Below are 20,715 nucleotides of genomic sequence, written 5' to 3' on the forward strand. Positions count from 1 at the left end.
GTTCCGTCGGATCGCGGCAGTAACCTGGAAACCGTGCCCGATCCAGCGACGTACCGGCCGGCGCCCGGATCGATACCGGTGCAGCCGGGTGTGTACCGGTTCCGGGATCCACACGGGCGGGTCATCTATGTCGGGAAGGCCAAGAGTCTGCGAAGCAGGCTGACGTCGTACTTCGCCGACCTCGCGGGCCTGGCGCCGCGCACCAGGCAAATGGTGATGACCGCGGGCAGTGTCGAGTGGACGGTGGTCAACACCGAAGTCGAGGCGCTGCAGCTTGAGTACAACTGGATCAAGGAGTTCGATCCGCGATTCAATATCCGCTACCGCGACGACAAGTCGTATCCGGTGCTGGCCGTGACCCTCAACGAGGAGTATCCCCGGTTGATGGTGTATCGCGGTCCGCGCCGCAAGGGGGTCCGGTACTTCGGGCCGTACTCGCACGCCTGGGCCATCCGCGAGACACTTGACCTGCTCACCCGAGTGTTTCCTGCGCGGACGTGCTCGGCTGGAGTGTTCAAGCGGCACAAGCAGATCGACCGGCCCTGTCTGCTCGGCTACATCGACAAGTGCTCGGCACCGTGCGTCGGCCGGGTCACTGCCCAGGAGCACCGCCGGATTGTTCTGGACTTCTGCGATTTCCTGGCGGGCAAGACCGACCGGCTGGCCCGCGATATGGAAACTCAGATGGTCGCTGCGGCTGAGGAATTGGACTTCGAACGGGCGGCGCGCCTGCGGGACAACATCTCTGCGCTGAAGCGGGCCCTGGAGAAGCAGGCGGTGGTGTTCGGCGACGGCACTGACGCGGACGTGGTGGCGTTTGCCGACGATGAGCTTGAGGCGGCCGTGCAGGTGTTCCACGTCCGCGGCGGCCGGGTGCGCGGCCAGCGCGGCTGGATCGTCGAAAAGTCCGGTGACCCGGAGCAATCGGGGCAGGAGCAGTTGGTCGAGCAGTTTCTCACCCAGTTCTACGGTGAGCAGGCTGAACTCGGCGGCGCCGCAGACGAGGCCACCAATCCGGTGCCGCGTCAGGTGCTGGTTCCGGTGTTGCCGCCCAATGCCGAAGAGTTGGCCACGTGGCTGTCGGGGCTGCGTGGTTCGCGGGTCAACTTGCGCGTCCCGGTGCGTGGGGACAAGCGTGCATTGGCGGAGACGGTGCAGCGCAATGCGCATGAGGCGTTGACGCAGCACAAGCTCAAGCGTGCTGGAGATTTCAACGCGAGATCGGAAGCATTGCAGAGCATTCAGGATTCACTCGGCCTCGCCGCCGCGCCACTGCGCATCGAGTGTGTGGACATCAGCCATGTGCAGGGCACCGACGTGGTGGCGTCCCTGGTGGTGTTCGAGGACGGGTTGCCACGCAAGTCGGATTACCGCCATTACGCGATCCGCGAAGCGGCCGGCAGCGGCCGGTCCGATGACGTCGCCTCGATCGCGGAGGTGACCCGGCGGCGCTTTCTGCGGCATGTTTCAGACACACAGCCCGACGTCAGCGCTGAGCACCGTCCCCGACGGTTCGCCTATCCGCCGAACCTGTTCGTGGTCGACGGCGGCGCCCCTCAGGTCAATGCGGCGGCGGCAGTGCTCGACGAACTCGGCGTGGACGATGTCGCGGTTATCGGTCTGGCGAAACGGCTCGAGGAGGTGTGGGTACCCTCTGAGCCGGATCCGGTGATTTTCCCGCGCAACAGTGAAGGCTTGTATTTGTTGCAGCGGGTGCGCGACGAGGCGCACCGGTTCGCGATCAGCTACCACCGCAGCAAACGGTCGAAGCGAATGACGGCGTCTGTGCTCGATTCGGTTCGCGGGCTGGGGGAACATCGCCGCAAGGCGCTGGTGGTGCATTTCGGGTCGGTTGCCCGGCTCAAGGAGGCCACAGTGGAGGAGATAACCGCAGTGCCGGGTATCGGGGTGGCGACGGCACGGGCCGTCCTCGCGGCGCTCGGCGGCGAGCCGCCAATCGAGCCGAGCGGCGAGCCGCCGATCGAGCCGCAGGCAGGCCAGGACGACGGGCTGAGCGATTCAGGGGCGCCCGCAACGGTTATCGAGGATGATCGACTCAGGGTTATGACAGGTTCGGGGATGAACGACGGCGAGCAGGCCGATCGCGCATGACCGGAAATTTGCACGGCGGCAGCCACGACAGGGGCATTGACAGCGGCATGGCCAACGGCGACGAGGAGTCGGGTATCGACGTTGTGCTGGTGACCGGACTGTCTGGTGCCGGGCGCGGTACGGCGGCCAAAGTACTGGAGGACCTCGGCTGGTATGTCGCAGACAATCTGCCGCCGGAACTGATCGCCCGCATGGTGGAACTTGGATTGGCGGCCGGATCCCGCATCACTCAGCTGGCGGTGGTGATGGACGTGCGGTCGCGGGGATTCACCGGTGACCTGGACTGGGTGCGCAATGATCTGGCGACCAAGAACATCGCACCGCGGGTGCTGTTTCTGGAGGCTTCCGACGACATCCTGGTGCGCCGATACGAGCAGAACCGGCGGAGTCATCCGCTGCAGGGCAATCAGACCCTGGCCGAGGGGATTGCTGCCGAGCGGGCGATGCTGGCGCCGGTGCGCGCGGCGGCGGACCTGGTGATCGACACCTCGAAATTGTCGGTGCCCGCGTTGCGGGAGAGCATCGAGCGGGCTTTCGGCGGTGAGACCGTTGCCTATACGAATGTGACGGTGGAGTCGTTCGGCTACAAGTACGGCTTGCCGATGGACGCCGACACGGTGATGGATGTGCGGTTTCTGCCGAACCCGCATTGGGTCGATGAACTGCGCCCGCATACCGGCCAGCATCCCGATGTGCGGGCGTACGTGCTCGGTCAGCCGGGCGCCGGGGAGTTTCTTGCCACCTACCATCGGCTGTTGGACGTTGTGATCGCCGGATATCGCCGAGAAGGGAAGCGCTATATGACCGTCGCCATCGGCTGCACCGGCGGCAAACATCGCAGCGTCGCGATCGCGGAAGCGCTGGCGGAGCAGTTGGAGGGTGGAGACGGACTTACGGTGCGGGTGCTGCACCGGGACCTGGGCCGCGAATGAGCCCACGAATCGTCGCTCTGGGTGGTGGGCACGGGTTGTACGCCACGTTGTCGGCCGCCCGTCGGCTGACTCCCCATGTGACCGCTGTGGTGACAGTCGCCGATGACGGCGGCTCGTCGGGGCGGCTGCGCGGTGAGCTTGACATCGTGCCGCCGGGTGATCTGCGAATGGCGTTGGCGGCGTTGGCGTCTGACAGTCCGCACGGTCAATTGTGGGCGACTATCATCCAGCATCGGTTCGGTGGCAGCGGTGCGCTTGCCGGCCATCCGATCGGGAACCTGATGCTGGCCGGTCTCAACGAGGTACTGGCCGATCCGGTTGCCGCCCTCGATGAGTTGGGGCGCATCTTGGGCGTGAAGGGCCGGGTGCTGCCGATGTGCCCTATCGCACTGCAGATCGAGGCGGACGTCGCGGGGCTGGAGTCCGACCCGCGGATGAGCCGGGTGATTCGCGGTCAGGTGGCGATCGCGACGACGGTCGGCAAGGTGCGCCGGGTGCGGCTGCTGCCGGGTGATCCACCGGCCACCCGACAGGCGGTGGAGGCGATCATGGCCGCGGATCTTGTGATCCTCGGCCCCGGATCATGGTTCACCAGCGTCATTCCGCATGTGCTCGTGCCGCAGTTGGTGGCGGCGCTACGGGCAACCACCGCCCGGCGTGCACTGGTGCTCAATCTGGCAGCGGAGCCGGGTGAGACCGCCGGATTCTCAGCTGAGCGGCATATTCACGTGCTCGCGCAGCATGCCCCCGAGTTCACCGTGCATGACATCATCGTCGATGCCAGCCGGGTCCCCAGTGATCGCGAGCGTGAGCAGCTCAGCAGAACGGCGAACATTTTGGAGGCCCGCGTCGAGTTTGCTGACGTATCGAGACCTGGTACACCTTTACATGACCCGGCGAGGTTGGCCGCGGCTCTGGAGGGGGTCCGGCTGCGTGCGATGGCGCCCGGTCGGACCGTGCAGGAGCCCACCGTTCCCACGCCCGCCGCCAGATCGGTCGACGTCCCGCGTCAGGAGCCGGCACCGAACAGATCGAGAGGGGACGACCCGTGGCGATGACAGCCGAGGTGAAGGACGAGCTGAGCCGCCTCGTGGTCAATTCGGTCACCGCGCGTCGCGCCGAGGTGGCGTCGCTGTTGCGCTTTGCCGGCGGGTTGCACATCGTCGCAGGCCGGGTGGTCGTCGAGGCGGAGGTGGACCTCGGCATCATCGCGCGCCGGCTGCGTAAGGATATTTACGACCTGTACGGCTACAACGCCGTCGTGCATGTGCTGTCCGCCAGCGGGATTCGCAAGAACACCCGCTATGTGGTGCGGGTGGCCAACGACGGTGAGGCGCTGGCCCGACAGACCGGTCTGCTCGATCTGCGCGGGCGCCCGGTGCGGGGATTGCCCGCGCAGGTTGTCGGCGGAAGTGTCGGCGATGCCGAGGCCGCGTGGCGCGGGGCATTCCTGGCGCACGGCTCGTTGACCGAGCCGGGACGTTCGTCGGCGTTGGAGGTCAGCTGCCCCGGCCCGGAGGCCGCGCTGGCTCTGGTTGGTGCGGCGCGCCGGCTGGGGGTCAGTGCCAAGGCCCGTGAAGTGCGGGGTAGTGATCGCGTGGTGGTGCGCGACGGCGAGGCGATCGGCGCATTGCTGACCCGGATGGGCGCCCAGGACACCCGGTTGACGTGGGAGGAACGGCGGATGCGCCGTGAGGTGCGCGCAACCGCCAATCGACTGGCCAACTTCGATGACGCGAACCTGCGTCGTTCGGCACGCGCCGCGGTGGCAGCAGCGGCGCGGGTGGAACGGGCGCTGGACATCCTCGGCGACGGAGTGCCCGACCATCTCGCCGCTGCGGGCAAGTTGCGGGTCGAGCACCGTCAGGCGTCTCTGGAGGAACTTGGCCGGCTTGCCGATCCGCCGATGACCAAAGACGCTGTGGCAGGACGGATCAGAAGGCTCCTGTCGATGGCCGACCGCAAGGCGAAACAAGATGGAATTCCCGATACCGAGTCGGCTGTCACCGCGGATCTGCTCGACGACGCGTAATCCGGACCGCGAGTCGTGCCGCCCAGTGTGAAAGCGAAAGCGCCCCAACGGGTGTTCTCGACGGTGATCGACGCACCGCGCGACGAGGTGTTCGCCTGGCATTCCCGGCCGGGAGCGTTCCTGCGGCTCGCCCCGCCGTGGCAGCCGGTACGAGTGGCTGCGGAGGCCGAGTCGCTCGCGGACGGTATCGCCCGCCTTGCGCTGCCGGCTGGCCTCAGCTGGGTGGCTCGCCACGAGCCTGATTCCTATGATCCGCCAAGGCAGTTCGTGGACACGATCGGCAGCGACGGCCTGACCTCACTGCCGGTGCGCATCGTGGTGAGGTGGCGGCACACGCACGAGTTCGACGAGGTTGGCGACGATCGGACCCGGATGACCGACCGAGTCGAGACGCCCGTGCCTACGTCGGCGCTTCGGCCCATGTTCGTCTATCGGCATCGCCAGTTGGCCGACGACCTTGCGGCACACCGGCAGGCCCGGGCCCGGGGTCTCGCCCCGCTGACCGTCGCCATCACCGGATCTTCCGGACTCGTCGGTTCCGCGCTGGCAGCATTTTTGAGCACCGGCGGCCACCGAGTCGTCAAACTCGTGCGCCATCCGACGGCCAAACCGAATGAACGCCAATGGGATCCAGCCGATCCCAGCCCGGATCTGCTCGCCGGGGTGGATGCGGTCATTCACCTTGCCGGTGCGTCGATCGCGGGCCGGTTCAGCCACGCTCATCAGCGCGCGATCCGCGACAGCCGGATCGGCCCGACGCGGCGGCTGGCCGAACTCGCCGCTCGGACTGCCGGCGGACCTTCGGTGCTGGTCTGCGCGTCCGCGGTCGGGTTCTACGGCAACAACTCCGGGGAGCGACCGGTGACCGAGGACAGCGAGCGGGGCGACGGCTTTCTCGCCGATGTGGTCGCCGAGTGGGAGGGTGCGACGGTGCCCGCCGAACATGCCGGGCTGCGGACCGTGCGGGTGCGCACCGGCATCGTGCAGTCGCCCCGCGGTGGGGTCCTTCGGGTGCTGTACCCCCTGTTCAGGCTTGGCCTCGGCGGCCGGATCGGCGACGGGACGCAGTGGCTGTCGTGGATCGGCGTCGATGACCTTCTCGACGTCTACCTCCGCGCGCTGTGGGATACCGACTTGTGGGGAGCAGTCAACGCCGTGGCTCCCGAACCTGTTCGCAACATCGAGTACACCCGCGTACTCGGTCGGGTTCTGCACCGGCCGACGGTGCTGACGGTGCCGGCACTGGCTCCCCGGCTTCTGCTGGGGGAGAAGGGCGCCCGCGAACTGGCCGTTGCCAGCCAACGCGTCGTCCCGGCCCGTCTTCACCAACAGGGGCATCGATTCCGGCACCCCACGCTGGTCGATGCGTTGCGGCACGTGCTCGGCCGCGCACGTTGACGCTGAGCAGAGCGCGTTACGGTGATCTCATGAGCACGCTGCGGGTTGGTGTGGCGGCACCGGAACCACCGTTCAACGGCATGGCCGACGGCGGGGGACTGGACGTCGACCTGATCACCGCGATCGCGGAAAAACTGGGCGACACAGTCGAGTTCGTCGAGTACGCCGGAACCGACTTCGAGGGCATCTTCGAAGGCTTGGGTCCAGGGGTCTACGACTGTGTCATCTCCGGCACCACGGTCACCCCGCAGCGGCAGCGCATGTCGGCGTTCGCGCCGCCGTACCTGGTCACCGGGCAAGCCCTGGCCGTGGATACCAACCGGCTGCCGCATGTGCGGTCAGTTGATGATCTGGTCGGACTGACCGTCGGCGTCGAGCGGGGCACTACCAGCCAGCCGATCGCCGAACGGCTCGTCGCCCGGGGCGGGGCAGCCCGGGTGCGGGTGTACGACTACGGCAGCGTCCGCGACGCGCTGCGGGATCTGAGGACCGGTGGCTGTGATGCGGTGATCAAGCTGACTCCGGTGCTCAACGAGCTGGTCAAGCCGCTTCCCGGGGTGGAGATCGTGCAACGCAGACTGTCCACCGAGGACATCGCGGTCGCGGTGGCGGCTCCTGCCACCGAGCTGCTGGAGCGGATCACCGCTGCACAGGCCGATTTGGAAGCCGACGGCACGCTGCAGCGGATCCGCCGGAACTGGCTGGGCAACCCGTTCACCGACCAGCACCTGGCCGCGCTTTGACCGGGGCAATGACCAGCCCGCACGTGCCCGCAACGGCACTACTAGGCTGACTGACGAGCAGTTACCGGCAACTTTCCCTCGACGTTTAGGAGAGACACGTGACCATCCGGGTGGGCGTTAACGGCTTCGGCCGCATCGGGCGCAACTTCTACCGGGCCCTGGCGACGCAGAAGGCCGAGGGCAAGAACACCGACATCGAGATCGTGGCGGTCAACGACCTCACCGACAACGCCACTCTGGCGCATCTGCTGAAGTTCGACTCCATCCTCGGCCGGCTGCCGCAGGACGTCAGCCTCGAGGGCGACGACACCATCGTCATCGGCGACACCAAGATCAAGTCGCTCGAGGTCAAGGAAGGCCCGGCGGCCCTGCCCTGGGGCGACCTCGGCGTCGACGTCGTCGTCGAGTCGACCGGCATCTTCACCAACGCCGCCAAGGCCAAGGGCCACCTCGACGCGGGCGCCAAGAAGGTCATCATCTCCGCGCCGGCCACCGACGAGGACATCACCATCGTGCTCGGCGTGAACGACGACAAGTACGACGGCAGCCAGAACATCATCTCCAACGCCTCCTGCACCACGAACTGCCTGGGCCCGCTGGCCAAGGTGCTCAACGACGAGTTCGGCATCGTCAAGGGCCTGATGACCACCATCCACGCCTACACGCAGGACCAGAACCTGCAGGACGGCCCGCACAAGGATCTGCGCCGCGCCCGCGCCGCGGCGATCAATATTGTGCCGACCTCCACGGGCGCCGCCAAGGCCATCGGCCTGGTGCTGCCGGAACTGAAGGGCAAGCTCGACGGCTATGCGCTGCGGGTGCCGATCCCCACGGGGTCGGTGACCGACCTGACCGCCGAGCTGAGGAAGTCGGCCACCGCGGCCGAGATCAACGCCGCGTTCCAGGCCGCCGCGGAGGGTCCGCTCAAGGGCATCCTCAAGTACTACGACGCGCCGATCGTGTCGAGCGACATCGTCACCGACCCGCACAGCTCGCTGTTCGATTCGGGTCTGACAAAGGTCATCGACAACCAGGCCAAGGTCGTCTCCTGGTACGACAACGAGTGGGGCTACTCCAACCGCCTCGCCGATCTGGTCGCACTCGTCGGTAAGTCGCTCTAGTCCTCATGGCTGTCAAGACGCTCGCCGACCTGTTGGCCGAGGGCGTAGAGGGTCGGGGCGTGTTGGTGCGCTCCGACCTGAATGTCCCGCTCGACGACAACGGCGACATCACTGATCCGGGTCGCATCATCGCGTCGGTTCCGACGCTGAAGGCGCTCGCAGAGGCCGGTGCCAAAGTCGTCGTCACCGCACATCTCGGCCGCCCGAAGGGCGGACCGGACCCCAAGTTCTCGTTGGCGCCGGTCGCTGCGGCGTTGGCGGAGAATCTGGGCCGGCACGTGCAGTTGGCCGGTGACGTGGTCGGCACCGACGCGCTGGCCCGCGCCGAGGGCCTGACCGACGGTGACGTGCTGTTGCTGGAGAACATCCGGTTCGACCCGCGTGAGACCAGCAAGGACGACACCGAGCGGCTGGCCCTGGCCCGGGAATTGGCCGGCCTCGTCGAGGGCGCCGACGGTTCGCCGGGCGCGTTCGTGTCCGACGGCTTCGGCGTCGTGCACCGCAAGCAGGCGTCGGTGTATGACGTTGCCACGATCCTGCCGCACTACGCGGGAACCCTGGTGGCCACCGAGGTCAAGGTGCTCGAACAGCTGACCAGCTCAACCGAGCGCCCGTACGCCGTGGTGCTCGGCGGGTCCAAGGTGTCGGACAAGCTCGCGGTCATCGAGAACCTGGCCACCAAAGCCGACAGCCTCATCATCGGCGGCGGCATGTGTTTCACGTTCCTTGCCGCACAAGGGGTTTCGGTCGGAACGTCGTTGTTGCAGGAGGAGATGATCGAGACCTGCAAGAAGCTTCTCGACGACTACGGTGACGTCATCCACCTGCCGGTGGACATCGTGGTGGCGGACAAGTTCGCCGCAGACGCCGAGTCCGAGACGGTGGCCGCCGACCGCATCCCCGACGGCAAGATGGGTCTGGACATCGGACCGGAGTCGGTCAAGCGGTTCAGCGTTCTGCTGTCCAACGCCAAGACGGTGTTCTGGAACGGTCCGATGGGCGTGTTCGAGTTCCCGGCATTCGCCGCAGGCACCAAGGGTGTCGCCGAGGCCATCATCGGCGCGACCGCCAAGGGCGCCTTCAGCGTCGTCGGCGGCGGTGATTCGGCTGCGGCCGTGCGCCAACTCGGCCTGCCCGAGGACGGCTTCTCGCACATCTCCACCGGCGGTGGGGCGTCGCTGGAATACCTTGAGGGCAAAGATCTGCCCGGCATTGACGTACTCAACTAGGAGGGGTTCGTGTCGAAAGCCGCACGGAAGCCATTGATAGCCGGCAACTGGAAGATGAACCTCAACCACTTCGAGGCCATCGCGCTGGTGCAGAAGATCGCATTTGCGTTGCCGGACAAGTACTTCGACAAAGTCGACGTCACGGTCATCCCGCCGTTCACCGATCTGCGCAGTGTGCAGACGCTGGTCGACGGGGACAGGCTGCGTCTCACCTACGGCGCCCAGGACGTGTCACAGCACGATTCGGGTGCCTACACCGGTGAGATCAGCGGGGCGTTCCTGGCCAAGCTGGGTTGCAGCTACGTCGTCGTCGGGCACTCCGAGCGGCGCACCTATCACCACGAGGACGACGCGCTGGTCGCCGCCAAGGCGGCCGCGGCGTTCAAGCACGGCATCACCCCGATCGTGTGCATCGGTGAGCACCTCGATGTCAGGGAGGCCGGCAACCACGTCGAGCACAACGTCGAGCAGTTGCGGGGTTCTCTGGCCGGACTGTCGGCCGAGCAGATCGGGCAGGCCGTCATCGCCTACGAGCCGGTGTGGGCGATCGGCACCGGCCGGGTGGCCAGCGCGGCCGACGCTCAGGAGGTCTGCAAGGCCATCCGGGACGAACTCGGGAACCTGGCGACGCCGCAGATCGCCGCGGGCGTGCGGGTGCTCTACGGCGGGTCGGTCAACGCCAAGAACGTCGGTGAGATCGTCGCCCAGGGTGACGTGGACGGCGCCCTGGTGGGCGGGGCATCGCTGGACGGGGAGCAGTTCGCGACGCTGTCGGCCATCGCCGCCGGTGGACCGCTGCCGTAACCCCGAGCCAGGGAGGCCAGCCTGACCAGGTAGTCTTGCGGCCATGGAATTTGCGCTGCAGATCGTCCTGGTCGTGACCAGTGTGCTGGTCGTGCTCTTGGTCCTGCTGCATCGCGCCAAGGGTGGCGGCCTGTCCACCCTGTTCGGCGGTGGCGTTCAGTCCAGCCTGTCCGGCTCCACGGTGGTCGAGAAAAACCTGGACCGGCTCACCTATTTCGTGACCGGGATCTGGGTGGTGTCGATCATCGGCGTGGCGCTGCAGATCAAGTACGGCTAAACAAGCGCACCGCCTCGTCAACGGTGTTCGAGGCGAAAAATCGGGATCTGACGGCCGACTGACGCCGTCATGACGCGATAGTCGCGCCACCCCGCGTACACCCGCTCGGCGAGCGCGAACAAGCGGGCGTACTCGTCCGGATCCGTGACCTCGGCCGCGGAAAAGGGTTCGCCGCCCAGCTCGCAATCCGGATGAGCGATCAGGTTGTAGTACCACTGCGGATGTTTCGCGCCACCGTAATTCGAGGCAACCGCGATCGCATCGCGCCCATCGTGAAAATAGGTGATCTGCACCTCGCGCGGCTGACCCGACTTTGCGCCTGTGGTCGTGAGTGGCGCCGTCACGATGGTCCCCAACGTTGTCGCGAAGCGTCCACCGGTTATGCGGTACAACCACGGGTCGATCCGAGCCGCCACATGCCGGACGAACAACTGACCGGTGCGAGAACGCCCAAACCGCACCATCGCCCCATACACCGGACCCCGCTTCTTATGCGGATCGACGTGACGCAGCATGTGCCTATCCCACAGGACCCGGGAGGATGGCAGTCGGCAGCGGAGCCCGTGGCACCTTCGGCCAACCACGCGTCGGCTCTTTCATGATGTCGTCCTTGCCCTCGTGGTTGTAAGCAGCGTGCGCTTTAACTGCAGGTCAGGTCAAGGCCGGACGCCCCTCGCGATGCGGCCCGTTCGGCATGCGTCGATACTTGAGGGCATGGCTGACGGTCCGGACACCGCACTAGAACCGATCGGATCGGTGCATCGCACGCCTGTTGGGCGCGAAGCCACCGAGCCGATGCGTGAAGACATCCGGCTGCTGGGTGCGATCCTCGGCGATACCGTGCGCGAGCAGAACGGCGAGGCGATCTTCGACCTCGTCGAGCGTGCCCGGGTGGAATCCTTCCGGGTGCGCCGCTCCGAGATCGACCGTGGCGAACTGGCTGGGTTGTTCGCCGGTATCGACGTCCACCAGGCCATCCCGGTGATCCGGGCGTTCACCCACTTCGCGCTGCTCGCCAACGTCGCCGAGGACATCCACCGTGAGCGCCGCCGGGCGGTGCATGTGGCGGCCGGGGAACCGCCGCAGAACAGCAGCCTTGCCGCAACGTATCTCAAGCTTGATTCCGCTGAGCTCGATACGGCCGCCGTCCGCGACGCCCTGACGGGTGCCCTGGTCTCGCCGGTCATCACGGCCCACCCCACCGAGACCCGACGCCGCACGGTCTTCGACACCCAGCACCGCATCACCGAACTCATGCGGCTGCGCATGCGCGGGCACACCCATACCGACGACGGCCGCGACATCGAAGTGGAGCTGCGCAGGCACATCCTCACGTTGTGGCAGACCGCGCTGGTGCGGTTGTCCCGGCTGAAGATCTCCGACGAGATCGAAACCGGCCTTCGCTACTATCCGGCGGCATTCCTCGAGGTGATCCCGCAGGTCAATGCGGAGGTGCGTGGTGCGCTGCAGGCACTCTGGCCCGGCGACGGACTGCTGGAGGAGCCGATCCTGCGACCGGGTTCCTGGATCGGCGGTGACCGCGATGGCAACCCGAACGTCACCGCCGACGTGGTGCGACTCGCCACCGGCAGCGCCGCGTATGTCGCGCTGGCGCACTACTTCGCACAGCTCACCGCCCTGGAGGAAGAGCTGTCCATGTCGGCACGGCTGGTGAAGGTCACCGATGGGCTGACCGCGCTGGCCGACGCCTGCCATGAACCGGCACGGGCCGACGAACCGTACCGGCGGGCGCTGCGGGTTATCCACGCCAGGCTCACCGCCACCGCGGGCGAAATTCTCGACGAGCAACCCGAACACGAACTGGATCTGGGTCTCGAGCGCTATCAGACGCCTGCCGAATTGCTGGCCGACCTCGACACCGTCGACGCCTCACTGCGCGCCAACGGCAGCGCGGTGCTGGCCGATGACCGGCTGGCGTCACTGCGGGAAGCGGTGCGGGTCTTCGGGTTTCATCTGTGCGGCCTGGACATGCGGCAGAACTCGGACGTGCACGAGCAGGTGGTCGCCGAGCTGCTGGCCTGGGCCGGTGTGCACTCCGACTACGCGTCGCTGCCGGAACCGGAGCGGGTCGAACTGCTGTCCGGCGAGATCTCCACGCGCCGTCCGCTGATCGGCGACGGTGCGGAACTGTCGGAACTGGCACGCAAGGAACTGGGGATCGTCGCAGCCGCGGCGCGGGCCGTCAAGGTGTTCGGGCCGCAGGCGGTGCCCAACTACATCATCTCGATGTGCCAATCCGTTTCAGACATGCTGGAAGCTGCGGTTCTGCTCAAAGAGGTCGGCCTGCTGGACGTTTCGGGCGATCCCTATGCGCCGGTCGGCATCGTGCCGCTGTTCGAGACGATCGATGACCTGCAGCGCGGATCGTCGATCCTGGAGGCGGCACTGGACCTGCCGGTCTACCGGCGCATGGTGGCCGCGCGGGGTCAACAACAGGAAGTGATGCTGGGCTACTCGGACTCGAACAAGGACGGCGGCTATCTCGCCGCCAACTGGGCGCTGTACCGGGCCGAGCTCGATCTCGTCGAATCGGCGCGCAAGACCGGAATCCGGTTGCGGCTCTTCCATGGCCGCGGCGGCACGGTGGGCCGCGGTGGCGGCCCCAGCTACGACGCCATCCTCGCCCAGCCGCCGGGTGCGGTAAACGGTTCGCTGCGGATCACCGAGCAGGGTGAAGTGATCGCCGCCAAGTACGCCGAGCCCAGAATCGCCCACCGCAATCTGGAGACGCTGCTGGCCGCGACGCTGGAATCCACCCTGCTCGACGTCGAGGGGCTCGGAGTCCAGGCCGGCCCGGCCTATCAGGTGCTCGACGAGCTGGCCGACCTGGCGCAGCGCGCGTACGCCGAATTGGTCCATGACACACCGGGTTTCGTCGAATACTTCAAGGCGTCGACACCGGTCAGCGAGATCGGTGCTCTCAACATCGGCAGCCGTCCGACCTCACGCAAACCCACCACGTCGATCGCTGATCTGCGTGCCATCCCGTGGGTGCTGGCCTGGAGCCAGTCACGGGTCATGCTTCCGGGTTGGTACGGCACCGGAACAGCGTTCGAGGAGTGGATCGCCGAGGACCCGGAGAACGAGGGAGCGCGGCTGGCCGTCCTTCAGGATCTCTACGAGCGCTGGCCGTTCTTCCGTACGGTGCTGTCCAACATGGCTCAGGTGCTGGCCAAATCGGATATGGGGCTGGCAGCGCGCTATTCGGAGTTGGTCGGCGACGAAGATCTTCGGTCGCGGGTGTTCGACAAAATCGTCGCCGAGCATGATCGGACGATCCGGATGCACCGTCTGATCACCGGCCAGGACGATCTGCTGGCTGACAATCCTGCTTTGGCGCGGTCGGTGTTCAACCGGTTCCCCTATCTCGAACCGCTCAACCATCTGCAGGTTGAACTGTTGCGGCAGTACCGGTCCGGGGACACCGACGAGCTCGTGCAGCGGGGCATCCTGCTCACCATGAGCGGGTTGGCCACCGCGCTGCGCAACAGTGGCTGAATTGTTGCTGTCGCAACGGTGGCCGAATTGTTGCTGTCGCAACGGTGGCCGAGACAGTCGATCACGCGATCGCCGCGGCGAATCGGCGGCGGAACATGACCAACAACATGATCGCGGCGGTGGCGAGGCCCGCCGACAAGCCCAGCCACATCCCCAATGCCTTGAGGTCGGCGACGTAGGCCAGCAGCAGGCCGACGGGCAGGCCGACCACCCAGTAGCCCACGATCGTGATCAGGAAGCTCGACGACGTGTCGTGCAGACCCCGCAGCAGTCCGATCCCGATGTTCTGGGCAGAGTCGACGAACTGCTGGAATGCCGCCACCGCGAGCAACGACAGGGCGATGGCCAGTGCGGCCCGGTCATCGGTGTCCATGAACAGGCCGAGCACCTCCTTCGGAATCGCCGCGTAGACGAGGGCGACCACGCCTGCCACAGCCGCACCCTGGCCGTACGCGAGCCAGGCGATCAGGCGGCTCTGTGCGGCCTCACCGAGTTCCACCAACCGGCTCACCAGGATCGACGCACCGTGCGAAATCCCGACAGACACCTGAAAGACGATGTAACTCAATTGGTTCACCACGGAATGGGCGGCCAACGCCGGCGCGCCGAATGTGCCGATCACGATTGCGGTGACCGAGAACAACCCGGCCTCACTGCCGTAGGTGCCGGCGATCGGAATGCCCAGGCGCAGGATCTGCTTCACCGCGGACAGCGGCGCACGGTGCACTGCGACACTGAAGAACGGCGACAGTTCGGGGTCGGCCCGAACCATTACGGCGAATGCCATGAACGTCAGTAGGTACACCAGCGACGTCGCAGCGCCGATACCGGCCAGACCCATCTCCGGCAGTGGGCCGGGGCCGTAGATGAGGGCGGCGTTGAGCACGATGTTGAGGGCGACTGACGCCAGTGTGATGAGCAGAAGCGCCTTCGGCCGTCGCATCCCGACGGTGAATTGCCGGACCACCTGAAACCACAGGCACGGCACCAGTCCCGGGGCGAGCGCCGCCAACATCGGCAGCGTGCCGTCGAGGACAGCGGCGTCCTGGCCCAGCCACCGCAGTACGAAACCCAGCCCCACGAGCAGCAGCCCACCGACAATCCCCGCGACGGTCGCCACAAGGAAGCTGGCGCGCACCAGGTCGCGAGTCTCGCGCACGGACGCGTCCCCGGTGATCTGATCGCGTTCGGACCGGCTCGCGGCGGCCGACACCAAATTGCCCACCGAGGTGAGCAGGCCCACGCCCATCGTGCGGAGCTGATTGAACAAGGTGATCGACAGACCGCCCGCGGCCAGCGCGGCCACACCCAACGGTCCCATCATCACGAGGTCGGTGGTGGTGAGCGCGACCTGCGCGAGTTGTGTCAGCGCGATCGGCCCCGCGAGGCGGGTGAGTTCGCGTCCCGTCGCGGCGACCGTCATCGAATAACACCGTATAACCCGGGCGCCGCAACGCGAATCACCCCGTCGGCGCGCCGAGGTTAGGCGAACTTAAGCTAGGGGTACAGCACTGCAGCCAACGCGGGCGAATCGGCGAGGGGGAACCAGGTGCCGCAGTTGAACCGCAGGTCGTTTCTCGGGGCATCACTGGGGTTGGGCGCGACGGTGACCCTCGCTGCGTGCGGGGCAAACTCGCCGAGCTCCAGTTCCGGTGCAGGCGAACCCAAACCCGGTGGGACGTTGCGTATCGGCGCACTCGGCCAGGCTTCGAACGTGGTCTCGGATCCATTCGGGCTTCTCGCCAACGACTCCGACATGCTCATCATGTCGCTCGTATACGACCCGTTGACAGTGCCGGCGAAATCGCCGAACGTGACGGGCCGGCTGGCAGCCTCATGGGACACCGACGAACGACAGCAGGGCTGGACGTTCACCCTCGCCGAAGGGGCTACCTTCCACGACGGCAGCCCCGTGCGTCCCGCCGATGTCGCGTGGTCGCTGAAAACCCTCGGAGAGATGACGCCGTGGAAGGTTCCGGTCGATCTGACCTCGATCCAACCGTCAGGTCCCAGCTCGGTGGCCATGCGCGCGACGACACCCAACAGCCAACTTCCGCTGCTCCTGCGCCTGATGACGTTCACGGTCAAAGAGGGCAGCACCGACCGGTCGGATTTCGTCGGCACCGGACCGTTCCGGATGGAGGCAGGCAGCTACCGCGACGGCAACGCGACGCTGGTGCGCAACGACACCTGGCACGGCGACAAACCGCTGCTGGACCGCATCGTGGTGACGCGATTCGAATCCACCGATGCACTGGCGAACGCGATCATGGGTGGGGAGATCGATGTGGCCTCCAGCGTCGGGCCGCTGGCCGCGCGCAGCGCATCGGCCAGACCGGATCTCATCCTGGTTCGCAGGCCCAACGACCTGTCGATGCCGATTGCCATCCGTACCTCCGACGGACCGTTCACCGACGCCCGCGTACGCGAGGCGATCCGACTGGGAATCGATCGGCAGGCGATGGTCGAGCAGGTTCTGTCCGGTTACGGCAGCGTCGGCAACGATGTTCTGGGGACCGGAGATCCGACATTCGTCGACCGGCCGCAGCGGGTCCGCGACGTGACGCGGGCCAGGAAACTGTTGGCCGACGCCCGCTTCGACACGTCGCAGAGTTATCCGCTGATCACCAAGCGTGAGGTCTTCAATGAGGTCGAGGCAGCGCAACTGTTCGCCGCGCAGTTGCAGGACATCGGACTCAAGATCGCCGTCGAGGTCAAAGAATCGGCCGACTTCTACGACAACTTCTGGGCGAAACCGTCGGCGCCGTTGGCGACCGCCAGCTGGCCGACCAACGATTCGGTGATGTTCTTCGCCAGCAAGGTTCTCAACTCCGAATCCACAAGCAACGAAACCGCGTTCAAGGACCCCGATTTCGACGCGGCATACCACGCGGGCCTTGCCGCCGCCCCGGATTCGACCGACTACCGCGACGCTTCGGCGGACCTTCAGCGTATTCAGTTCGACCGTGGCGGTTACGTGCTGTGGGGGATGGCCGACGGAATCGACGTGGCCCGGTCGAACGTGCGCGGCCTGCCTGAGTTGCCGGGCTGGGGGCGGGCCCAGCTCGAGAACACGTGGCTCGAAAGCTGACCCGCGCGGCGCGGCCGGCCGCCGCAGTGCTCAACCGTACTGCGATGCTCGTGGTCGCGTTGTTCGCGGTGATGCTGGCGATGGCGCTGTTGCCGGGCAACGGCGTGCGTGCGCTGCTCGGCCGCGACGCCACCGAGGACCAGGTGCGTTTGCGGGAACAGGAACTCGGGCTGGACCGTCCGGTCGTGGTGCGGTTCTGGGAGTGGCTGTCGGGGCTGGTGCGCGGGGACTTCGGGACCACACTGCGCGGTGAACCGGTGAGCGACCTGTTGGCGGCGAAGGTGCCGAACACCTTGATCCTGACGGGCGCGGCGCTGCTGGTGACGGTTGTGGCGGCAACACTTTTGGCGGTCTATTGGACCAGCGGCGATCGTCCGGTGTTCGGGCGCATCGCGTCGGTCGGGTCGATCGTGGTGATCGCGCTGCCGGAGTTCGTGGTCGCGACGGTTGCGGTGCTGGTGTTCGCGCTCGCACTAGACGTGCTGCCCGCCGTGACGGTGCAGGACTCCTCCGGTGCGCCTCGTGATCCGTCGATGTACATCCTGCCGGTGATCGCCCTTGCGCTACCGCAGATCGGTTGGAATACAAGGGTATTCGTGGCCGCGATCCGGGAGGCGCGGGCCGTGCCGTATGTGCATTCCGCGGAGCTCGACGGTGTGGGCGAGGCGGCACTGTTTCTCCGGTATATCGCGCCTCGGGCACTTCCGACGATGATCGCCTCCCTCGCAACGACGGTGGGCATGATCGTCGGTGGTTCGGTGGTGGTGGAATCGCTGTTCAACTTCCCCGGTGTGGGTGCCGTGGTTGCCGGCTCGGTCAGTACCCGTGATGTCAATGTCGTTGCGGCCGTAGTCGCCTGTACCGGCGTGGTGATCCTGCTGATGCTGCTCGTCGCCGATGCCACGCGAGCCTGGGCCAAGGCGCGTGCCGAATGACGCGGCAGCGCTGGGTTCTGGTCATACCCGCCGTGACGGTGCTGATCGTGGTGGCAGCGGGCCGACTGATCGCACCCGATGTCGAGGGACAGGGTTCCGGTGTGCCGTTCGCGTCGCCGTCGTCTGCGCACTGGCTCGGAACCGACGCGCGCAGCGAAGACGTACTGGCCAAGCTCGCCGCCGGCGGTTGGACATTGGCGTGGATCGCCGCCGTCATCGCGGTCGGCGTGACGGTGCTGGCGGCCACCCTGGGCGGTCTGGTCGCGCTGAGGCCGCGTCATGCCGCGACCGTCGGCTGGTTCACCGATGTGACCATGCTCGTGCCGCCGGTTCTGTTCATTCTCCTGGTTTTGGTGTCTTGGCCACAGGGCGGGATCTGGGCCCTGATCGTGCTCGCGGTGGTGATCGGCACGCCCTACACGACTCGCGTTCTCGCCGGTGCGGCCTCGTCGGTCGCGGCGAGCGGCTACGTCCAGGTTGCCGAGGCGGCAGGCGAACGGCTGCCATATCTCGTCTTCGGTCAGGTGCTGCCCAACTTGCGCGACACCATCGCAACGCAGTTCGGGCTGCGGTATGTCGAGGCCATCTACGTGGTGAGTACGGCAGCCTTCCTGCAGCTCATTCCCGCTGTGGGCGCGTCGAACTGGGCGGTCATGGTCCGCGAGAATGCGGCGGGGGTTCTTCTCAACCCGGCCTCGGTGGTCGCCCCGGCGCTCGCGATCGCCGTGCTCGCGGTGTCGGTCAATATCGCTGTTCTCGGCAGGAATTCGCAGCCGGGGACGCAGCGGTGAGCGTCGTTGTCGCGCGGGCGCTCACCGTCGTCGCGGACTCGGGAAAGACACTCGCGGGACCCGTCGATCTGGATCTCGAGGCGTCGACGGTTACCGCGTTGGTCGCCCCCTCGGGCGGCGGCAAGTCACTGGTGTGTCGCAGCCTGGTCGGCGATCTGCCTGCAGGCACGACGCTGACCGGTGGTCCGCATGTCGGTGGCGTCGACGTCGCCGCGCTGGATCGTCGTGGTCTGCGGCGGTTGCGTCGGGATCAGGTCGCCTATGTGGGGCAAGATCCCGGGTCCGCGCTCAACCCCGCCGCGACGGTGGAAAGCCTGCTCACCGAGCTCGCGCACCCCGATGCTCCGTCGGTGCACGAACTGTTGGACATGGTCGAACTGGATCATGGGCTGGCGACACGTCGTGCGGCACGGCTCTCGGGCGGCCAGCAGCGCCGGGTGGCCCTCGCGCGTGCCATGTCGCGGCTGACCCCGGTGCTGGTGCTCGACGAACCTTTTGCCGGGCTACACGAATCACTGCGCGCCGACATCGCCACGATCATCCGCGCTTGGGCGAGTCACCGGCAGGTTGCCGTCCTCGTCACGGCGCATACGACCCGCACGGCAGGGACCGTCGCCGACCACGTCATCGAACTCGCGTCCTCCCCGGCGCTGCCCGGACCTTCGACGAGCACACGCGAGCGCGGGCATGTCGGTCAGGACGTCCTGGACGTACGCCGCCTTACCGTGACGTTCGGCGCACACCGTGTGCTCGACGAGGCAGACCTGCGCCTCATGTCCGGTTCGGCTGTCGCGCTGATGGGGGACTCGGGCGCGGGGAAGTCGACGTTCGCACGGGCGTTGACCGGCCAGGTTGTCGCCGACAGCGGCGAGATCATCCTGGGCGGATCTGCGCTGGCGCAGCCGCTGAGCCGTCGCTCGCGCTCGGACAAGATGGCGATTCAGCTTGTGCCGCAAGATCCGTCGTCCACGCTCAATCCGAGGCGTACCGTCGGCGCAACCCTCAGTAGGGCGTTACGCAGCAACGGCAATCGCGGCGCGGTGGCCGATGTGCTGGCCAGGGTGGGGTTGGCCGAAGACTACGCACAGCGCTATCCGCACGCGCTGTCCGGTGGGCAGCGCCAGCGCGCCGCCATCGCGCGTGCGCTCGCGTACTCGCCAAAGGTGTTGGTGTGTGACGAGATCACCTCGGCGCTGGACCCGGTTGCGGCCACGCTGGTGATGGAGGTGCTGGAGCGCGAGATGGATCGAGGCCTGGCCGTCCTGGTCATCACCCACGACGCCGAACTGGCCGCCAACTCCTGTGCCCGAACGCTTCGGCTGGCAGATGGCCGCTTGTCTACAGGTGAGCCCGATCGCGAATCGCCTTGACCGCGCCGCGAACCGCGTTCTCGGTCACTGCGATCGGCGACATCACGGCTTCGCCGATCCCGACCATGGCCTCGACGCGGTCGACGATGGCCTCCAGGCGTTCGACCACGCCGATCAACCGGGGCGCGAGTTCGTCGATACGGGTGATGGTGGCGTTGAACCGGTCGAGGGTGTCGTCCAGACCGCTGGTCGACTTGTTCAGATCGACCAGGGTGCTGCTGAGGTCGGTGAGGATGGTTTCGACCTGCTCGACCGTCATATCGGCATTGAGTGCGGCCTGCGTCAGTGTCTTGATGCGCTGTCGTCCGGATACCGGACGGGCTCGACCGTCTCCTTTGTCTGCCATGTCAACAGTGTGACA

18 protein-coding genes are annotated in these 20,715 nt (G+C 66.7%); 15 read left to right on the forward strand and 3 right to left on the reverse strand.

What is annotated here, in order from left to right; translation table 11 throughout:
• Positions 1–33 precede the first annotated feature (33 nt).
• From uvrC to secG, 10 genes are all read left to right on the forward strand, one after another.
• Positions 34–2,112 (forward strand): excinuclease ABC subunit UvrC, encoded by a 2,079-nt coding sequence (gene uvrC, locus ABQF30_RS09420; RefSeq protein WP_448462618.1) that lies wholly within the window; start codon positions 34–36, stop codon positions 2,110–2,112.
• Between the two features lie 47 nt (positions 2,113–2,159).
• Positions 2,160–3,044 (forward strand): RNase adapter RapZ, encoded by an 885-nt coding sequence (gene rapZ / locus ABQF30_RS09425; protein ID WP_448463574.1) that lies wholly within the window; start codon positions 2,160–2,162, stop codon positions 3,042–3,044.
• Entirely contained in the window at positions 3,041–4,102 is a 1,062-nt protein-coding gene (locus ABQF30_RS09430) for a gluconeogenesis factor YvcK family protein (RefSeq protein WP_448462620.1), read from the forward strand. The genes rapZ and ABQF30_RS09430 overlap by 4 nt, the downstream gene beginning before the upstream one ends.
• Positions 4,099–5,076: a DNA-binding protein WhiA gene (gene whiA / locus ABQF30_RS09435; RefSeq protein WP_448463576.1), complete on the forward strand. Its 978-nt coding sequence runs from the start codon at positions 4,099–4,101 to the stop codon at positions 5,074–5,076. Before ABQF30_RS09430 ends, whiA begins: the two co-directional genes overlap by 4 nt.
• A gap of 27 nt (positions 5,077–5,103) precedes the next feature.
• Complete coding sequence (locus ABQF30_RS09440) at positions 5,104–6,474, forward strand: TIGR01777 family oxidoreductase (protein WP_448462621.1); 1,371 nt, start codon at positions 5,104–5,106, stop codon at positions 6,472–6,474.
• A 29-nt stretch (positions 6,475–6,503) separates the two neighbouring features.
• Positions 6,504–7,217, forward strand: coding sequence for an ABC transporter substrate-binding protein (locus tag ABQF30_RS09445; RefSeq protein WP_448462623.1), 714 nt, complete (start codon positions 6,504–6,506; stop codon positions 7,215–7,217).
• A 98-nt stretch (positions 7,218–7,315) separates the two neighbouring features.
• Positions 7,316–8,338, forward strand: coding sequence for a type I glyceraldehyde-3-phosphate dehydrogenase (gene gap / locus ABQF30_RS09450; RefSeq protein ID WP_448462625.1), 1,023 nt, complete (start codon positions 7,316–7,318; stop codon positions 8,336–8,338).
• 5 nt (positions 8,339–8,343) lie between these two features.
• Positions 8,344–9,567 (forward strand): phosphoglycerate kinase, encoded by a 1,224-nt coding sequence (locus ABQF30_RS09455; RefSeq protein ID WP_448462627.1) that lies wholly within the window; start codon positions 8,344–8,346, stop codon positions 9,565–9,567.
• A gap of 9 nt (positions 9,568–9,576) precedes the next feature.
• Positions 9,577–10,371, forward strand: coding sequence for a triose-phosphate isomerase (gene tpiA / locus ABQF30_RS09460; RefSeq protein WP_448462629.1), 795 nt, complete (start codon positions 9,577–9,579; stop codon positions 10,369–10,371).
• Positions 10,372–10,414: 43 nt separating this feature from the next.
• Complete coding sequence (gene secG, locus ABQF30_RS09465) at positions 10,415–10,648, forward strand: preprotein translocase subunit SecG (RefSeq protein WP_448462631.1); 234 nt, start codon at positions 10,415–10,417, stop codon at positions 10,646–10,648.
• A 17-nt stretch (positions 10,649–10,665) separates the two neighbouring features.
• On the opposite strand, the gene ABQF30_RS09470 is transcribed toward secG, so the two are convergent.
• Complete coding sequence (locus tag ABQF30_RS09470; RefSeq protein WP_448462633.1) at positions 10,666–11,163, reverse strand: nitroreductase/quinone reductase family protein; 498 nt, start codon at positions 11,161–11,163, stop codon at positions 10,666–10,668.
• Between the two features lie 199 nt (positions 11,164–11,362).
• Between ABQF30_RS09470 and ppc the strand changes: the two genes are divergently transcribed.
• Positions 11,363–14,167 (forward strand): phosphoenolpyruvate carboxylase, encoded by a 2,805-nt coding sequence (ppc, locus tag ABQF30_RS09475; protein ID WP_448462635.1) that lies wholly within the window; start codon positions 11,363–11,365, stop codon positions 14,165–14,167.
• A gap of 61 nt (positions 14,168–14,228) precedes the next feature.
• On the opposite strand, the gene ABQF30_RS09480 is transcribed toward ppc, so the two are convergent.
• Positions 14,229–15,590, reverse strand: a complete 1,362-nt coding sequence (locus tag ABQF30_RS09480; RefSeq protein ID WP_448462637.1) for an MATE family efflux transporter — start codon at positions 15,588–15,590, stop codon at positions 14,229–14,231.
• A 126-nt stretch (positions 15,591–15,716) separates the two neighbouring features.
• Between ABQF30_RS09480 and ABQF30_RS09485 the strand changes: the two genes are divergently transcribed.
• Genes ABQF30_RS09485 through ABQF30_RS09500 form a run of 4 tightly spaced genes read left to right on the forward strand, consistent with a single transcriptional unit; the run spans position 15,717 to position 20,354 of the window.
• On the forward strand, positions 15,717–17,258 hold the full coding sequence (locus ABQF30_RS09485; protein ID WP_448462639.1) for an ABC transporter substrate-binding protein: 1,542 nt from the start codon (positions 15,717–15,719) through the stop codon (positions 17,256–17,258).
• Positions 17,243–18,193 (forward strand): ABC transporter permease, encoded by a 951-nt coding sequence (locus ABQF30_RS09490; protein WP_448462641.1) that lies wholly within the window; start codon positions 17,243–17,245, stop codon positions 18,191–18,193. The genes ABQF30_RS09485 and ABQF30_RS09490 overlap by 16 nt, the downstream gene beginning before the upstream one ends.
• Positions 18,190–18,984: an ABC transporter permease gene (locus ABQF30_RS09495; protein WP_448462643.1), complete on the forward strand. Its 795-nt coding sequence runs from the start codon at positions 18,190–18,192 to the stop codon at positions 18,982–18,984. The genes ABQF30_RS09490 and ABQF30_RS09495 overlap by 4 nt, the downstream gene beginning before the upstream one ends.
• Positions 18,981–20,354, forward strand: coding sequence for an ABC transporter ATP-binding protein (locus ABQF30_RS09500; RefSeq protein ID WP_448462645.1), 1,374 nt, complete (start codon positions 18,981–18,983; stop codon positions 20,352–20,354). Before ABQF30_RS09495 ends, ABQF30_RS09500 begins: the two co-directional genes overlap by 4 nt.
• Here ABQF30_RS09500 and ABQF30_RS09505 read toward each other — a convergent pair.
• Positions 20,323–20,700: an ATPase gene (locus ABQF30_RS09505; RefSeq protein ID WP_448462647.1), complete on the reverse strand. Its 378-nt coding sequence runs from the start codon at positions 20,698–20,700 to the stop codon at positions 20,323–20,325. The genes ABQF30_RS09500 and ABQF30_RS09505 overlap by 32 nt on opposite strands.
• Positions 20,701–20,715 lie beyond the last annotated feature (15 nt).

It is taken from the genome of Mycolicibacterium sp. XJ870 (assembly GCF_053483975.1).